The 16,318-nt window shown below is 49.5% G+C and carries 14 protein-coding genes and 2 pseudogenes; 6 read left to right on the top strand and 10 right to left on the bottom strand.

Annotation, left to right across the window (positions count from 1 at the left end; all coding sequences use genetic code 11):
• Positions 1 to 221 precede the first annotated feature (221 nt).
• Together Q4579_RS18060 and Q4579_RS23095 are read left to right on the top strand one after the other, a co-directional pair.
• Positions 222 to 440 (top strand): annotated as a pseudogene (locus Q4579_RS18060) (GH-E family nuclease); the annotation flags it as partial.
• Between the two features lie 169 nt (positions 441 to 609).
• Positions 610 to 798: pseudogene (locus Q4579_RS23095) on the top strand (ankyrin repeat domain-containing protein); the annotation flags it as partial.
• A 339-nt stretch (positions 799 to 1,137) separates the two neighbouring features.
• Here the strand turns inward: Q4579_RS23095 and Q4579_RS18065 are convergent.
• Complete coding sequence (locus Q4579_RS18065; RefSeq protein ID WP_303566078.1) at positions 1,138 to 1,773, bottom strand: LysE family translocator; 636 nt, start codon at positions 1,771 to 1,773, stop codon at positions 1,138 to 1,140.
• A 273-nt stretch (positions 1,774 to 2,046) separates the two neighbouring features.
• Here Q4579_RS18065 and Q4579_RS23100 point away from each other — a divergent pair, with 273 nt between their 5' ends.
• Positions 2,047 to 2,238: an RbsD/FucU domain-containing protein gene (locus tag Q4579_RS23100; protein ID WP_368502003.1), complete on the top strand. Its 192-nt coding sequence runs from the start codon at positions 2,047 to 2,049 to the stop codon at positions 2,236 to 2,238.
• Positions 2,239 to 2,326: 88 nt separating this feature from the next.
• On the opposite strand, the gene Q4579_RS18070 is transcribed toward Q4579_RS23100, so the two are convergent.
• Positions 2,327 to 2,932, bottom strand: coding sequence for a DNA-3-methyladenine glycosylase I (locus Q4579_RS18070; protein ID WP_303566079.1), 606 nt, complete (start codon positions 2,930 to 2,932; stop codon positions 2,327 to 2,329).
• A gap of 300 nt (positions 2,933 to 3,232) precedes the next feature.
• Positions 3,233 to 4,744 carry a DUF1254 domain-containing protein gene (locus tag Q4579_RS18075; protein ID WP_303566080.1) on the bottom strand — a complete coding sequence of 504 codons (1,512 nt, stop codon included), beginning with the start codon at positions 4,742 to 4,744 and terminating at the stop codon, positions 3,233 to 3,235.
• Between the two features lie 384 nt (positions 4,745 to 5,128).
• Between Q4579_RS18075 and Q4579_RS18080 the strand changes: the two genes are divergently transcribed.
• The 3 genes from Q4579_RS18080 to Q4579_RS18090 are packed head-to-tail and all read left to right on the top strand — an operon-like array spanning position 5,129 to position 9,082.
• Positions 5,129 to 6,370 (top strand): acetyl-CoA carboxylase biotin carboxylase subunit family protein, encoded by a 1,242-nt coding sequence (locus Q4579_RS18080; protein WP_303566081.1) that lies wholly within the window; start codon positions 5,129 to 5,131, stop codon positions 6,368 to 6,370.
• Entirely contained in the window at positions 6,355 to 7,566 is a 1,212-nt protein-coding gene (locus Q4579_RS18085) for an MFS transporter (protein ID WP_303566083.1), read from the top strand. The genes Q4579_RS18080 and Q4579_RS18085 overlap by 16 nt, the downstream gene beginning before the upstream one ends.
• A gap of 4 nt (positions 7,567 to 7,570) precedes the next feature.
• On the top strand, positions 7,571 to 9,082 hold the full coding sequence (locus tag Q4579_RS18090; protein WP_303566084.1) for an FAD/NAD(P)-binding protein: 1,512 nt from the start codon (positions 7,571 to 7,573) through the stop codon (positions 9,080 to 9,082).
• Positions 9,083 to 9,295: 213 nt separating this feature from the next.
• Here the strand turns inward: Q4579_RS18090 and Q4579_RS18095 are convergent, their stop codons facing one another.
• The 7 genes from Q4579_RS18095 to Q4579_RS18125 form a co-directional block, all read right to left on the bottom strand.
• Positions 9,296 to 10,438, bottom strand: a complete 1,143-nt coding sequence (locus Q4579_RS18095; protein ID WP_303566085.1) for a hypothetical protein — start codon at positions 10,436 to 10,438, stop codon at positions 9,296 to 9,298.
• A gap of 82 nt (positions 10,439 to 10,520) precedes the next feature.
• Complete coding sequence (locus Q4579_RS18100; RefSeq protein ID WP_303566087.1) at positions 10,521 to 11,570, bottom strand: AraC family transcriptional regulator; 1,050 nt, start codon at positions 11,568 to 11,570, stop codon at positions 10,521 to 10,523.
• A gap of 99 nt (positions 11,571 to 11,669) precedes the next feature.
• On the bottom strand, positions 11,670 to 12,845 hold the full coding sequence (locus Q4579_RS18105; protein WP_303566089.1) for an FAD-dependent monooxygenase: 1,176 nt from the start codon (positions 12,843 to 12,845) through the stop codon (positions 11,670 to 11,672).
• 9 nt (positions 12,846 to 12,854) lie between these two features.
• Complete coding sequence (locus Q4579_RS18110; protein ID WP_303566090.1) at positions 12,855 to 13,280, bottom strand: DUF3995 domain-containing protein; 426 nt, start codon at positions 13,278 to 13,280, stop codon at positions 12,855 to 12,857.
• Positions 13,281 to 13,611: 331 nt separating this feature from the next.
• A complete protein-coding gene (locus tag Q4579_RS18115) occupies positions 13,612 to 14,100 on the bottom strand; it encodes a 3-hydroxyacyl-ACP dehydratase FabZ family protein (RefSeq protein WP_303566091.1) in 489 nt (162 codons plus the stop codon).
• Between the two features lies 1 nt (position 14,101).
• Positions 14,102 to 15,076: a beta-ketoacyl synthase N-terminal-like domain-containing protein gene (locus tag Q4579_RS18120; protein ID WP_303566092.1), complete on the bottom strand. Its 975-nt coding sequence runs from the start codon at positions 15,074 to 15,076 to the stop codon at positions 14,102 to 14,104.
• Entirely contained in the window at positions 15,073 to 16,314 is a 1,242-nt protein-coding gene (locus tag Q4579_RS18125) for a beta-ketoacyl synthase (protein WP_303566093.1), read from the bottom strand. The genes Q4579_RS18120 and Q4579_RS18125 overlap by 4 nt, the downstream gene beginning before the upstream one ends.
• Positions 16,315 to 16,318 lie beyond the last annotated feature (4 nt).

Genomic DNA, 16,318 nt, shown 5'->3' on the forward strand with positions numbered 1-16,318 from the left:
AGTTACTGTGATAATTACCGCTCAACCTTGTTATTTGGCACTGTAAAATCGAGTTAACAAAGTATGCTCCGGCCCTGTATCTGTGATTACCTCAATGTGGCCTGTTATTTCTACTTCTTTTCCCTTTTTGTCATTCTTATTGATTTTGAGTGTCGCTGTTATCACGGACTCAGATGGAAGATTAAAGTCAGTGCCAGCATGTTTGCTGAAAATGGCACTACGGGCATAAATTCGGTGTAGAAAACCGACGTATCCTGCGTGCAGCCGAAGAACTGGGGATGACTCAGGCAGAGTTGAATGATTTTGTGAATTCCCGCCCGGATTACTTCCAGATCGAAGAAGAAGGGCCAAATTTGAGTCACAGGAATGAAAAGCCGGGGTATGATGAGTTAGAAAAAATCATTGAGCATATGGAAGAATTCCTAGAGCAAAGGCAATAATATGAAATATACAGAAAGACCAGAATACAAATTGTACAAAGCATTGAGGAAAGGCCAAATAGCTCAAGTTCAAGAGTGGATAGCTCAAGGCTGCAATATTCATAGGGTTACTGAAAATGATAAATGGACGTAACTACATCAACTCTCAGATGGTGATACTCCCCCGGAATCAATCCAATTTCTCATTGAGCAAGGATTGGACGTCAATGCAATTGATAGCTATGGCTATACACCGCTGATTTATGCCGTGCGGCAAAGAAATGTCCCGGCAATGCGGCTCTTGCTGGACAACGGTGCAAAAGAGACCCTTGAACACCGGGGGGATAGATTCCTTAAGTGCTTTGAGAATGGCAATTAGAGGCAAGCCATATCAATATGATGTGGTGAAAGTTCTATTAGAATATGGTGCCGACCCGGATCAGCCGCACCCGGAGGAAAATCTGTCCGTGAAGCAATGGACATCATTGCGAGCATTGATCCAGCCATTCAAGCACTGATTGATCAATATTAATCTGTAATTTGATAGCGGTGTGTTTGTTATGAATGGTTATTAAGCCGATCAACAAGCTCAACGTTGTTAAATCACAGCTCTCGGCGCTGCCGTGCCGATATATGATGCCATTACATTGACACCAGCGACTGAGAGCTTTCTTAATTACAAACCCACATTCTGTGCATAAGGTGTACTACAGGGATTTTAATACTGTGAGGCCACCAGCAGCCGGACCCCGAATACACCGAACAGTGTAGCGGTCAAGCGGGACAGCCATTTCTTCACAGAATTATTTACCTGTAACTTATTGCTCAAAGAAGCTGATCCCCAGGCAAGCAAGTGGCACCAGAGCATGCCATTGACGTTAAAAATCAGCCCCAGAACAATAAACGCCAAAGCCTTATGCTCGCTGGAAGCAGAGATGAACTGCGGCATAAATGCCAGAAAAAAGACTGCGATTTTTGGATTAAAGACATTCGTCATCAATCCCTGTGTGTAGATTCGCTTAAAGGATGCTTTTGATTTTTGAAAACATACGGGCTTCTCATCACCGCCATTGCTTCTGAGCATACTAAACGCCATATAGATCAGGTAGACACCACCCAGAACTTTCACCACTGTGAAAGCAGTCGCAGAAGTCGCTAATACAGCAGACAATCCCAGCGCTGCAGCAACAATGTGAATCATGGTACCTGTACCTATCCCGAGTGCTGCGGCAGACCCTGCTTTAAATCCCTGCGACGCTGCACGACTGGCGATGAGCAGAGAATCAGGTCCGGGAATCAGATTGAGTAACAAACCAGACAACACAAACAACCACAAGTTTTCAATACCAAACACCGCTCTATCTCCCTGTCAGCGCACGAAATGTTAAATTCAGCAACTTCAGTCTGTCCAGATGGTTTCATTCACAATCTATCCATCCAATCAGCCTGAACATGATTCGCCGTGCATCATACATGAAAGTGCCGGATCACATCAGTTACGTTTTCCGTGACAGTCCAACATTATGAGCAGAAGGTCCGGAGAAAGCGTTCACTTACAAGATCCTATTTATTCCCGGAACAGACATTTTTCAGCATAAACAAATCCCCCCCTCAGCTCACATCACCAATGGTGCTTGAAAGCGAATGGGCCACCGCGTTTTTGCCCGACATTGTGCGCGTCAATGCCGGTCAGCAGCCCTCTTCTCTGGAACGGTTTGATTTTTACAACCGGGCACAGACAGCTTTTGTGATTATCCAGTGCGCTGAATTCAGGCCCTATGGGAGCTTGATTCTACGCAAAGGCGTGATCAATCAATAAAGGAAATTTTGCTGGTTTCAGTAGCGATGACGCACCGCAATTCAATGATCAAAGCCACTGAGTGCTGAGCACGGAATGTTCGCAAGATTCAAGAAGGCCGGCTAAAGTTCTGCCGGATACGTTCAGCTTCTTCCCGAAACGCGCAGTCTTCTGCGTGATCATTGATCAGTCCCATCGCCTGCATAAATGCGTAGACCGTGGTTGGTCCTACGAATTTCCAGCCCCGTTTCTTGAGTTCTTTTGAAATCGCTTTGGATTCATCCGACACAGATAAGGTTTGCGGGATCACCTCGGTGGTATTAGGTTCGTATCGCCAGAAAAATGCTGCCAGCGAACCTTCTGTTTGCACCATCTCGATGGCGCACCTGGCATTATTGATGGTGGCTTCAATTTTTCCCCGATGCCGGACAATGCCTTCATCCTGAAGTAACCTTTCCACATCTTTTTCCGTAAATTTGGCGACCTGATAGAAATCAAACTGTTGAAAAGCTTGTCTGAAATTCTCCCGCTTGGCCAGAATGGTTCGCCAGCTCAGGCCCGACTGAAACCCTTCCAGACAAATTTTTTCAAACAGCCGCTGGTCGTCACCCACCGGATAACCCCATTCACGATCGTGATAGTCGATATAGGCTTCGGTTGCACTGCACCATCCGCAACGCAGCTTGCCATCGGTCCCTTCCATTAACTGACTCATGCGGAGACCTCCACAATCAATGAACAGAGAGAATTCTGTTTCTTATGCGCCCAATCCGAACACATCGTACTTGCCTGATCCCGGCTCACTGAATCTGATGTTTTGCAGGGTTCTACGGTTACATTTTTGAATCGATTCGACACGCAACTTCCTTTTTCTTCTGTTGATCGGGGGCACTTTGAAACCCATATCTTCGCACGCCGCTTCGATACGTGCGATCCACCCGATTGGATCGGTCCTGTGATCAAAATCAGGCACAGTCAACGCGACTGTGCCTGAGTGATCGAACAACGGACCCGTTTACTTCACTTTCACAATGTCGTCTGGTTTCCAGGTTTGATCATAAAAAGCATCCATGGCGCCATAAAGCCGTAGCGCAACCAGATAATCACGTCCCGGAACCGTTTGGATAAAGGCGGCATCAACCACATCTTTCGGCTTACTCGGGCCAAACCAGATATCAATCGAGCCATCCTTATTCTTTGGAATATCGTAATAGCCATTGGTTGAGGGCAGTAATTGATCTGTTTCCGGCATGGTGCCATCGGTGATGTTATAAGCGGTCACAGCCCAAAACAATGCCGCAGGAATATCTTTCGGCAGATGAAGGCGATAGCTGTTCGAACCATTGAGAAAATCGCCATCGGCATCACGGGTAGTATAGGGATATTTTGAACCCGCCCCTGTGGTTCTCATCACCATGGCGGGCGCCGAAGAATAGGCATACTGGAAGAATGCGGCACGTTGATCCACATCCAGATAACTTTCCTGCATCCATTCTGCGGTGCCAGCGCCCCAGGCGCGTTCCCACTGACGATCTTTATAATAGCGGTTGCGTTCGTCTTCACGCCCCAATTGCCGCATAGCAAGAATCATCTTCGGTGCCGTTTCAACCGCTTTTTTCAGTAATTCCTGCTGTTTTTGAGTGGGTTCAAAGGGCTGACCTTTCACAATCCCAATCGATGCAAGCACACCGCGTAATTCAGGATCAATGGCAGTCACCGGTTCATAATCCACAAATGCTTTCAGTTTGTCCCAATACGTATTATCCACCGGATACATCATGTTGAGTGGCTTGCCGCTGGCATCCGGAAATTCCATCGGTTTAATATTTTTCTCTTCTGCCCAAAGCGGATACACCCGCGTGGTTTCAGCCAACTGAACCGCTGGCACCGGATCCGGTTTCCCTTCACCTTTTTTCATCACTGTCCGGAAAAACAGGAACACATTATAGGTCGAGGACTCAAATGCAAAATAGCTGCTGGGCACATGCCCCTGATAACCGGGTGGCAGCAGCAAATATAAACCGCCTCTTGCCCGGTCAGGCCCAATGGCACCCACATCGGTAATCGTGCGCTGGAAAAAGTCGGTAAACATCCCAATCACATTCGGTGGCGCTTTGACGACCAGCGGACCGGTTTCTTTCAGATCCAGATAACTCATGGAATAAATCACATCAGCATTCGGTGTTGGCACCAGCGTACGGCTGTCCATCCGCTGTTTCCAGATCGGCAGCACCTGATATCCCTTCCCGAATTCAGCTTCGGATCCATCCCGCATGCCGATCACATTCAACGCGGGCTGCATCGTCATATAGGCATGAACAGCCCGTTGATAAAACAACTCATCCCGCAGCGTTTCCGCTTCATCCTGAGCCAGCCAGTTGCCCTGGTTAATTTGTTTTGTCAGCGGTGTGAGTGGTGCTTCCGCATCAGCTGGACCCGCAGCAAACATGCCCAGCGCAAGGGTCAATGCGACTGCGACGGGCATCAAGTTGAATGGCTGCTTGCGTGGTTTCTTCAGTACCTTCATTACAACTCCTTTTTGAGCGCCCCAAGCGAAACAGCTCAATTCGCAGCAGGATGACTAAACCTATGAAAGCATAGAACACTTTCCATCAATGTCAGAATAAACAGCAAAGTATTTTCACACCTGTCAACACAGCTTGGTCATCATTGCAAATGCACAGTTCAACGTATCATCACAGTCAATCTTTCATGTAAGCCGATCATGATCACACTGTTGCATATCCGTTGACCACAGGGGTTCCATTTCTCTGCTGAATGGGCAAGTATCCATCACGATCTTCAGTCATATAAACTGGTATATCTGGTAAATACCGGACCGTATGACTGCCAAAAAAGCAAAATAATAAACAATCACTCTGAACCTATTGAAAATAAAAGAAGGATCGCCATGACAACGCTCATTTTATCCAGTAAGAAATTTATCCTATCCATCAAGCCCTCTATCCGGGCAATGTATTTCCCTGAAAACACCCTGCTCATCACAGAGCAGCTCACAGCTGAAGAAAGAGACGTTCTGGTGCCTCAGTTCGGTCACATTCTCGAACTGGATGACTATTTTTCACACACTGCGACAGCACTACTGCAGTTTGTCGCCACCATCAAAACACGACCAGCCATTGAAAAAGTGCTCGCTTTTTCGGAAGGCGACATACTCCGGGCGGCACAAATCCGTGAAATCCTCCATCTTCCCGGACAGCATTTCGAACAAGCCATTTTGTTCAGAGATAAAATCCTGATGAAACAACATGCTGCACGTTATGGTGTCATGGTTGCGATGCCACAGGATGCCAGTCAGGTGAAACACTGGCCATCTCTACCCTATCCCATCGTCATCAAGCCTGCAGCCGGGCGGGGATCGCAGCAAACATTACGCATCGAATCGTTCGAACAGTGGTCTGAAATCAGAACTGAGATTGACCCAACAGATATGATCATCGAACCCTTCATTGAGGGCGAGGTGTTCCATATTGATGGGCTTGTGGTCAACGGAAACGTCTTGATTTCCAGTCCTGCCCGCTATGTCGGGAACTGTATGGATTTTGTCGGTGGTCAAAGTCTCGGCTCGTATACGCTGTCTGAATCAAACCCTCTTTATCGACCTTTAACTGCATTCAGCCGCTATTTACTCGAGCAAGTATTCCCGACCCCGCAGCATTCCCTGTTCCATATCGAATGCTTCGTTGACAACGATCAGCAAATCACCCTGTGTGAAATCGCCTGCCGCCTTGGGGGCAACGATCTGCTCACGGAAGTAGAACTTGCTTATGCCGTGAACGTTGTTGAAGCTTATTTACACGCTGAGTTCACCTCGGAAGCCCTCTGTGAACCGAGCCGTTTTCCTATGCAGGTTGGGGGGCGCTTTCAGCTCCCCCCCCAGTCCGGCCATTTAACCTGTAAAGGAGTCCCGACTTTTCAGCACCCGGGAATCGTCAAGTTTCAATCCAGAGCAATTTCCGGACATCACTACCAGGCCATGACCATGTCGAATGATGCACTGCTGCATGTGGTTGCCAAAGCAAACAGCGAAGCCGAAATGGAAACATTGTTTCGGGATATCGCGCACTGGGCAGCCAGTGAATTCATCTGGTCAACCCGGACAGAGGAGGTCGCGACGTGCACGCAGAACTAATCGCGGTTGCCAAAAACCCGCAGTATCGCCATTTCTGGCTGGCGAATATCATCAGCAATGGCGCTATCTGGATTCAGAATACGACCTCTTCTATTGCATTAACGCATCTGTCGACCTCTGCCGTGATGAATTCACTGGTCCAGGTGGCTGCCACGCTGCCATTTCTTGTGTTTGGGATTCTGGCTGGCCAGGTTGGCGACAGATACAGCAAACCGCTGGTCCTGACCATGGCTCAACTCAGCCTAGGGCTGGTTTCACTGACGCTTGCAGCCGCCACTGGGTGGGGGCTGTTATCCCCGGCATTACTGATCGCGGTGACGGCTGCTTTTTCTGTGGCCACTGTCTTTCGGATGCCGGTGGCACAAGCTGGGATCGCATTAACCGTACCCCGGGAACAGGTGAAACATGCTGCCGTGCTCAATAACCTCGGGTTTAATATTGCCCGCGCTACGGGGCCAGCCGTCGCCGGTACACTACTGCTTGTTCTGGCCTATGCGGAGGTTTATCTGCTCACGGCAGCCATGTTACTGGCTGTTTCCGTCTATTTTTTCTGGGGGTTTTACAACGAGCGTTCTGCGACAGCCAGTCCGCCAGCTTTTGTTTCCATGCGCGATGCATGGCAGCATATTGCGGCCTCACCTCTGTTTCGTCGCTGTACCTTTGATGCCTGCATCTTGTTTTTCGCAGGCAGTGTGATCTGGTCCATGATGCCTTTCATCGCGAAATATCATCTGAATCAGAGCACGGCAGGTCAAGGGACACTTATGGGTGCGACCGGTCTGGGTGCCCTGCTGACCGTGCTCGTTCTGCCTGTGGTCCTGAAGTTACGTCACAGCCAGCATGGCTATTGGTTATGTTATGGCCTGATGGCTTCAGCCATTGCGACCATTTGGCTCAGCAGTCATCTGACCGTCATTTTCGCCGCGCTCATGGTTTTCGGTCTGAGCTGGAGCATGGCCGTCACCTTGCTCAATGGCGAAATACAGTCCGCATTTTCACGAGAAATTCTTTCTCGGGTGATCGCCATCTATCTGATTGTGATGTATCTGGCTCAGGCGTCCGGCGCTTTCTGGGCGGGCCTGATCAGTCAGTTTCTTGAAACAGACTCGGCGCTCATCAGCTCTGTCACCCTCCTTGGACTGGGACTGGGCATTCGAAGCTTGATTTTTACATCCACAGACTCAAATGAGGCTTAGCACGATGGCACGTATCACATTCACGTTGATCGGTGGCGGCGCATCTTCACTGGCTTTCATCGATGCGTTTACCCGGCATTGGCAACCCCGGAAACATCAGGATGTCATTCTTCTGGTTATGGAAAAAAAGAGTGTCTGGGGCGTCGGCAATGCCTATGCAGACGACAGTCATTCGAACCTGCTCAATACGCAGGCCGGTCTGATCTCAGGTTTACCGGGTCAGCCAGGGGATTTCATGCAGTGGCTGAATGCGTATCCATTCAAATGGCAGCCGGATTTCCCTAATCTGAGCATCAGCACATCCACTTATGCCCCCCGTCCGTTGTTCGGGCGTTACATGCAGGATCGCTATCACCGGGTGATCCGGCAGGCCGCAGAAAAGAATATATTCATCGTCACTGTCGCTGCCTCAGCTGCCGCCATCCATCCGGATAACGACACTGACGGATATACAATCTCAACCGAATGCGGACACCGGTATTTTGCTGATGCCGTCATTCTGGCCTGCGGGACGCACACGAAAATCATGGAGAACGCACAACCGGCAAATAAAGTCTTTTCAAGCCCTTATCCTGTGCGATCTGTCGTAGGTGCGATTGATCCACAGGATGATGTCACCATTGTTGGCGCACGTCTCAGCGCCATCGACATGGCAATCGGCCTTCTTGAACATGGCCATCAGGGGAAAATTCGGTTCCGCTCCAGAGGCGGATTCTTCCCCAGCGTCCGGGGTACACAAGGCGCATACCATAACCAGTTTTTATCCAAGCGCTACATTGAGCAACATTATGAAACACTGACGCTGGCTGATTTAGCCTTGCTGTTCCACCAAGAGCTGCAACACTATCGGGCGAACTTTGAAGACACGCCAGAGTCTGTCCGGTTCCCGACGCCCCCCGTCCATGACTTTGGGCGCTTCCTGCAGGATGAAATTCAACGGGCCAGCGGGCCGCGTGGCTGGCAGGCAATTCTGTACAGTGCAAATGCGGCACTGGATGTCATCTGGCGGAAACTGACCGACGCCGAAAAAGAGCGGGCATTGGACACGCACTGGTCCAACGCGATGGCGTTGCGGGTTTCGATTCCGAAGGTCAATGCGGAAAAACTGCTGGCAGCCGTTCAATCCGGCCAGCTCAGTTATCAGATGGGTTCAGATGCGGAGACGCCCGATGATGTGATTGTGTATGCCACCGGCAATGCCCGTCATCTGAATCAGGCGGACTCCCCGTTACTGAATCAGATGTTTGCGTCTGGACTTGCCCGCTGTCATCCGCATGGTGGCTTACAAATCCTCAACGAAACTTATCAGGTGCTGGATAGCCGGGGCTTCGCCCACGCAAGCATGTTTGCTTTAGGAGAAATTACCAACGGTAACTTCCTGTTTACCAGCGCTTTGGACTTGATTGTTGAGCATGCTTCCCGGTGTGCGACTTCCGTGATTGCGGCCTTCACGCAGCCGGGGCCACCCACGGAAGACTCGAACCGGACGCAGGAAATTGGCAGTGAAATAAAATAAATCAACCTCTTACAAGCAACAGGCGGCCTGTAGAAGGCCGCCTGACATTTAAAAACTCACGACAATTTACCGTGCACGTATCTACTTTTCTTTTGAATACCCTGTGAAAGCCTATTGGTCCAAGCCATGAAAGAACCAGATTTAGCTTTCTTTCACAAACTTGATTTGAAGGATTTAATCCCCTTAAAGACAGCGAGCAAAGGTAACAGCCCTTTATTTCTCCGCCAGTGTTAAGCCGTCATATTCCGGCCAGAGAACAGTCTCCCCTTTCAGATAATGATCAAAAAAAGTCGCCATACTTTGTTTCTTGATGGCATGTATCTGATCAATGTCAACCTGAGACGGATAACCCAGTACCCAACGATTCTGATCCATGAAATCCTGATGCGTGGTTTTCTGTATTGTGAACAGGAAAGTATCATGGCCATTGTCTGCAAATGCCTCCGATAACTCCTGCTCCGGTGTCTGGAGCAACAATAAAGGCTTATTCAGCGGCTGATATCGAATGTCTCCGAGCAACAGACCGTCCATATTTGCACTGGCAACACAGGCAGCAATTTGAGCACAGCTGTTCATTGCTGCCGAACCGCCCAGGCTGAAACCCAGCGTCCCGATTCTGGTGTCATCCAGTTGATAATCAAACACTTCCTGATGCCAGGACAACCACTGATAAACATAAGTCACATCATGGGTAATCTGCGGTGCCACGACCTCGTTAAAATAAGCTGAACCTTTCTCCGTTCTCACATTCGACGTCCCTTCCGGCAAGTAGACGTTCACGACACTGCCGTCCTGAAAACTGGCGGCACCGGCAATATAGGGATGATTGATTGAAACGACGACATAACCCCGGCTGGCCAGATCCTCTAAGAGCTCCGTATTATCCACTTCAAATAACAAAGCACCGTGGGAATAGAATAAGATTGGCCAGCCCTGGCCTGATGTCGCCTTGGCTATCGCGACATCACCCTGCGACCAGGACTGAATGCCCTGTAAATCAAACTGATTCGGGTGGATTGGCGCGCCCTGAGGACGATTCTTTTCCAGAAACGCAACCTGATGTCCCCACGAATCGAAGTAGTTTCGATAGGTCCCGGTATTTTCCTCCGTCGGATAAAACACTTTGATCGGCAATCGGCGTGTTTCATTGGGCACCGGGCTCATGCCATCTGGCCCGGCATCCAGAATATCGATCGCTTTCACACCAACCTGATACTGGCCACCCGGTGCGGGATAAACATGTTCAGCCACGGGTTCTGTCACAGTTGTTTCAGCGGGGGAATCCTCTGAATCACACCCGGCCACTCCCACAATCACAGACATCCATAAGGCTTGATAAATCGGTTTCAATTTCATGTACTTCTCCTTTTTCCTGGAAATCCAGCATGAAGAAGCCCCCCTGAAAAAGCGTCCGGATTAGTGAATCAGACGTCCGAATTTACGAATTCGTACTTTTCAACCGGGTTTTATACTGTGATGGCGTACATGACTGATATTTTTTAAAAGCTGCATTGAAGGTTGATTTCGAGTTGAATCCTGCTTCGAATGCCAGATCCAAAACCGCCTTTGATGGCTGTTTTTCCATCCGCGCACAGATATAGGCAATACGTCGACGATTCACTAAATCGTAGAATTTCATGCCCATGACCTGATTCAGCACCTGACTCAGCAGATAAGGTTTCACCCCAATTTCATCGGCCAACGACGCCAGACTGAGTTCAGGTTTCAGGAAGTATTGCTGACTGTCCATGAGCTGGAGAATGTCCTGACTGAGTGCCATCATCACTTCATCAGGTTGTATGGCGGCCGTTTCAACATCCGACTCAGCCCAGACTTCAAAGTGAAGCAAAGCCGGGCGAAGAAGTAACGCGCAAGTGATGACAAAAAGCAGCAAAGAAACCGCGAGATACGGCAGCGGTACATCACTATTGAATGTGGCTTGCGGTAATACCATGATCAATGCCAGCAGCAGACTGCCACACATGCCCCATAATACCGTGACGTTCGCATTTGAAAGGTTCGCTTGATACGTACTCTGCCGGATTTGATATCGCCAGACCAAGCGCATACCTGCCAGACAGTAACCCAGATAAAACACCACCAGACTGAAGGCCACCAATAAATGCCTTGTCGTCAGCAAGGTATTTGCCGGTGACATGATTAAATCAACACAAATGAGGCTCATCATGCACAGCGGAAGAAAATGGACAACATCCCGCCAGGCCAGCTTGGTGTCGGTTAAACACTGCCGTATGAACAAATAGAACAAGACCGGATACAGCAGCGGCCACATCATGTTCCATCGTGATGAGACCCAGTGCTCCTGCCACGCCATCACCAAACTCAGGTCCAGAGCAAAACACAGATGAATCATTGCAAGCAACCAGAACAAGGGTTGCGTCTTGCTCTTTCCAACCAGAAACACACTCAGCATCAAGCTTTGTATCATACCTGCCAACAAGATTGCCGATATCATGGTTCGCTCCATCTACCCATTTCCTACTGGCAGCAGATTATGAACGAAAACTGTTTCAGAATCAGGTGTCTTTCAAGAATGATGAATCCGGTTCAGGTTCTGTCAGGCATCTTAAGGCTTTGAAGAACCGGCAGCCAGAGAGTCCGGCATCCAATTGATCATCTTGCGGTATTGCGCCGTTGCGATCCGATCTGTCGCCAGACTCATTGCCATTTCCCTCAACCGACACAGCATCGGGTGCCGGACATTGGCTAACTGCCCAATCATCCACGATTGCTGATTGATCATCGCAGTGCGATTGCGGCGTGCATGGACATAAGATGAAAAGTCCGGAGACACCGGATTCTCCGCAATCGCTTCGGCCAGACTGTAAGCACTTTCAATGGCCATGGCTGCGCCTTGTCCAAGGTTTGGCGTTGTTGGATGGATCGCATCCCCAAGCAATACCACACCGTTGTCGTTGTGCCATTGTTGCTTCGGTTTCCGGTCAAACAATGGCGTTTCGATCAAAGCATCTTCCTGTTGCGCATCCAGCAAGCTTTTCACTGGCCACCACCAGTCCGAAAAGACTTTCCGCAACATCTCAATGGGGCGGTCTGATACCATCTGAGCTGGCAGCTCAGACAAGGTCGCATACCAGTAAAATTGTGCCGCATTGACTCGGACAAAACCGAAACGCAATCCAATCCCCCAAAGTTCATAAAACTGATGAGAAAGCCCTTCTGCATCAGGCAAAGTCACCAATCCCCGAAAACAAAACTGTCGGGCATCCCTGAGCGGTTCCTGACCAAAAATCTGTTCCCGGACCCGGCTTCGAATCCCATCTGCACCAACCAACACGTCATAATGACAATTCAATCCATTTTCAAATTCACAAGATTTTTCCACCGGATGAAGGGATTCAAGTCCATGCCCTAAATGTAATTGTGATGGTTCAATTGCGTCCGCCAGAAGCTGATGTAAACAGCTTCTGGGAATGGCAACAGCACTCCCCTGACCCGCATGATTGACCTGAATCTGATTGAGCGTCTTCCCCTGCTTGGAATGAATAGAAAATCGATGTATTTCATGTCCGTGTTGCTCAATCTGCTGAGAAAAACCCAACACATCCAAAATACGCATAGCATTCGGCGGCAGGATAATCCCAGCGCCCACCGCACGTATTTCTTCCGATTTTTCAGCAATCGTGAATGGTAAGTTTCTTTGAGATAAAAGATTTGCAAGGGTTAAACCAGCTATCCCTGCACCAATGATCAGCGTTTGTTGTGTCTGCAAGCGATCGGACATAAATAATGTTTACCTGATGAAAGACAAATAAAGATAACCTGCCCCAAGAAGCAAACAAAGCGGTGAATAAACCCAGCTATCCCAGGTCGCAAACGCACTTCCCTTCACTTTTTTACTGAAGCCGACCAATCGAAAATCGCCCAGCGATCTGAGAAAGAATATTCCCGAGACGATAAACCCGACCGCTGAAAGATAATGGGTCAGGAAACCCGGCAACGGAATGATTCCGACCAAAGATAATGATAAAACAGAAAATAAGAAAAGGCCGAATGCGACCACAAATGTAATGAATGCTCCGGGCGTAAAAGAACGTTCTCCGCCTTCGACCGGTATTGCGTTGAATATCCCTTTCCGGCCCCCCAAGGCCCAGTAAACATGAATCAAAGAGACCAGCATTAAACATGCGGCCATAAAAATCGAGATAAACTCAGCCATTTAATTTTTACCCTAATCAATAAAAGTGAATACATCTGAGCGACTGTTTTTTGCACTCTGGAGGTTACTTGTATTCATCTTGCATCGCGAATTCTCAAGTGATGAACTTCAGCGCATATCCCAAAATTTAAAAACAAACTTTCTGCTGCTTTCGCCTTAATATTTGTCCGATTCTCAATCAATGAATTTCATGTTCCAAAACTTCTGGCGTCATCTATTCCATCTGAGATTGAGTCTAATTTGTCGTAACAGGATGAGGGATCACCCATCGCTGGATGATCCCTGAACCACGTGATTTAGACTTCAACTGACCACCAGCGTGTCACAGGGGTCAAGCTGGGATCACTTTTTCTCGGGGAGCAATCCCCACCGCAAGTTCACCGCGAACACACACGGTTTTGCCATGAAAAGCTTTCACCTTAAATACATGTAACGCATCGGATGCTATATCCAACTGGACTGTCAGTTGAAGCCTGACCCCAGGTAAAACTGGCTTTGGGTAACGCACATTCGTTTTCAGCAAGACATACAAGTCCGATCGGGCATCCTTTTGCGCCTGTCCGAGCGCCATAAATGCCGCGCAAGTCTGTGCTAATGCTTCCACGACCAAAACCCCAGGCATCACCGGAAACTCAGGAAAGTGACCCGCAACCCAGAACTCATCCTCTCTCACCAATTTCACTGCGGTCAGAGATTCCCCGGGCTGATAGTCTTCAAGTCCGTCAATCAATAAAAACGGCTCCCGGTGCGGGATTAAAGTTTTCACATCGAGATCGGACACATCAATCGCCGCTGATTGTGCACTTGTCACAGATGACATCTCAGCGACCCTCCATCAGCAACAGAGAAAACTGACCATGATCATCCAATTCAAGAATCACAATCGCGCGTTGTTGCGCGTCATCAGCCGATGCCGCCTCTGTCAGTTTTTCCTCCGCCAATGCTGCAAGCAGGAGTCCATTGGCGCATTCGCCATCAAAATGTTCCTCTGAAAAAACAATCAGGTGCGGATGAAGTCCGGCATCCTGTAATTTCTGAAGCAGACGCTCCTGATTCAGCAAACGCTGACCGGAAACCCAAATTTCATCGATGGGTTTACCGCCCAGATTTCTTCGAGCCAGTTCGGATACGGACTGTGCAATGGAGGCTTCATGGTTCACCGCCATTCGGATGATCGGCGGATAAAACACAACGGTGTCTTCAACATGACCGCGTCTCAGCGCGGATGCCACCGCTATTTCCCGGCCAGGCACAGACAAGCGACTGTGGTAAGGTGAAACCACTTCGACGGCCCCAACAATGGCCTTTTCAACCGAACCATTATCAAGATGCATCATGGCCGTATCCAATGCCTGAAACACACTGAGCCGCCCGGCAGACACCGTGCAGTTCGGACCTTTAATGCCAACAAAGCGTGCGAAATGACTGCCAACAGCATTCGCGAGTGTATTGGGCGCTTTCAGGGGACTCACATAATCCGGTCCATAATTTTTCGCGCACAAATCGAACTCAAAATCATCTTCAAGATTGATGTTTTCACAGGCGATATACACACCGACCTGATGTGGCCGGGCATTCACAGACAAAGCAATGTCTTCGTGCTCAGTCAACTTCAGCGCAGTCGAGCTTAGCAGCCGTGTCGCCGCACTCAGATGACGGCTCTTCCCCAGTGATTTCAGTTCATCATAATTCCTGAACTGACCCGCGAACGCCTGCTCATTCAGCGCATCACCGAGTTTCGCCGGACTCTCACCGCCGGGGCTTTTAAAAACAATGGCATCAAAACTGTAATTCATGACTGCACTCCTTCTTCCAGCTTGCTGAAGATCACCGACGAAACATTACCGCCGAATGCAAACGCATTGCTCAGGATATGATTGACCTGAGCCTGACGGCTCTCTCCCGGAATAACATCGAATGCCACAGGAAACGCCGGGTCAATCTCAGATGTATTCATGGTGGGTGGCAGTGTCTGACGATCCAGTGCCAGCGCACAAACAACCGCTTCAATGGCGCTGGCAGCGCCCATACAATGGCCAAGCATTGATTTCACGGAGCTCACTGGCGTCTGCTTCAATGCATCGCCGAAGACGCTGTGCATCGCAATCGCTTCTGAGATGTCATTCGCACTGGTGCCGGTGCCATGGGCGCTCACATAATCAATGTCTTTCGGTTTCAGGGCAGCCATTGCCAAGGCCTGCTGCATGGCCATTACGGCCCCTTCTCCTTCCGGATGCGGTGCGGTGGCATGATGGGCATCGCAGGTCAGCGCATAGCCTTTCACTTCGGCATAAATTTTTGCACCACGGGCAATCGCATGTTCATACTCTTCCAGAACCAGCATGGCGGCCCCTTCCCCGACGACCATGCCGTCCCGCGCTTTATCAAACGGGCGACAGGTCTCAGCTGTTGAGGCATTTAAACGGTGGAAAATGGTGTAGCAGGTGCGGCTGAACGGATCGGCTCCGCCGGCAAGGATCATCTGATTCCGCCCACTTCGGATGCGGTCAAATGCCAATCCAACAGAATAGTTTCCCGCAGCACAGGCATTGGCCAACGTCATCGAACTTCCCTGAAAACCAAACCGCTGCATAATTTCAGCGCTCAGCAGTGACGGTGAAAAATAATCCAGTTCTTGGCCGCTTATCGTGCTGGCGGGGCTGTCTTCAGTCAGATGATACTGATCAATCGCCCGTTCAACGATGTCCTGATTTCCCATCGTCGTTCCGACAATCACACCATAATCATTGTCTGGTGCAAGTTGGCTGAACCCGGCATCCGCAAGCGCCATCCGGCTGGCAGCCACGGTATATGCTACAGCCTGACCAAATGGGCGTAATGACGGATCCTGACTTTCAGGTGTCGTGTCCCAGCCGCTCACTTCTGCAGCCAGCGGACGCGGATACAGCGACGCATCCAGCTTAGTTAATGTATTAATACCAGACTCTCCGCGGGTCAGACGCTGCCAGAACTGTTCCTTATCGCAACCCAGCGGTGAAACCACAGAAAGACCTGTAATAACGACGCGTTTCATAGTT

The sequence above is a fragment of the Photobacterium sp. 1_MG-2023 genome, from assembly GCF_030547945.1.
Taxonomy (GTDB): Bacteria; Pseudomonadota; Gammaproteobacteria; order Enterobacterales; family Vibrionaceae; genus Photobacterium.